This is a genomic window from Photorhabdus caribbeanensis (assembly GCF_018448885.1).
Classification (GTDB): Bacteria; Pseudomonadota; Gammaproteobacteria; order Enterobacterales; family Enterobacteriaceae; genus Photorhabdus; species Photorhabdus caribbeanensis.
Window position 1 is genome coordinate 1 of sequence record NZ_RCWB01000127.1, and the last position, 791, is coordinate 791.

At 46.1% G+C, this 791-nt stretch carries 1 protein-coding gene; it reads right to left on the reverse strand.

Annotated features, from left to right (window positions below; genetic code table 11):
• Positions 1-28: 28 nt before the first annotated feature.
• Positions 29-791 (reverse strand): ISAs1-like element ISPlu18 family transposase (locus EAE90_RS23285; protein ID WP_214055457.1); only part of this gene is annotated, 763 nt, incomplete at its 5' end.

A 791-nucleotide genomic window follows, 5' to 3' on the forward strand; every position in this document is an offset into this window, starting at 1 on the left:
CAGGGCGGGATTCCACTTTGTATTTAATTTAATCAAAGATAAGTTGACTACGGAATTCCCCTGACCAAATGGCTCTTCGACGTTTAGCCGCCTGACTGTCTTTTATACTGGTATTCTGTTTAATCACGCTTAATGCAATTCGGTTAAAAAGCGCCATTTGTGCAGCCCCATCAGGATCTTTGAGTGAGATAGCATCTTCTCGAAAAGTGACATCTAATACCCAATGCAACTCGTTTTCCACCGACCAGTGCCTTCTTATTGCCTTAGCCACGATTTCCGCCTCCAACGGTAGCGAGCTGACATACCAGCGTGAATCACGATGGGGAGGCTGACCTTTTACGCTTCGTTCACTGACTACTTCAATAACACTTTGTATTGAAGGCCATTGCTGCCGAAGGACCTCCGGCAATACGGCACGAATTTGCATGACATGCCGAAATTCTGTCCGTCCATGACCGCTATTTTTCTGCGTAAATTCAACAAGCTCATCACTCTCATAATGCGAAGCAAAATACGATTTGACCCATTCATGGAGGGTCTTTTGATTGCCTTTGAGGCCGACAATAAAATCACCGCCGCGCTGAGTAATTAATGCAAGGGTTTCTTTCTGGCAATGCAGGGCATCCATAGTGACAATCGCGCCATCAAGCGCCAGTAATTCAATCAATTGTCTGGCAACCGGACCTTCCTGACCTTTGCTTTCGGCTGCCTGATGGTATAGGGCTACACCGGATTCAACATCATAAGCACTAACCACATGCAGGGCTTCAAATAATGTCCCCTTACAGGTT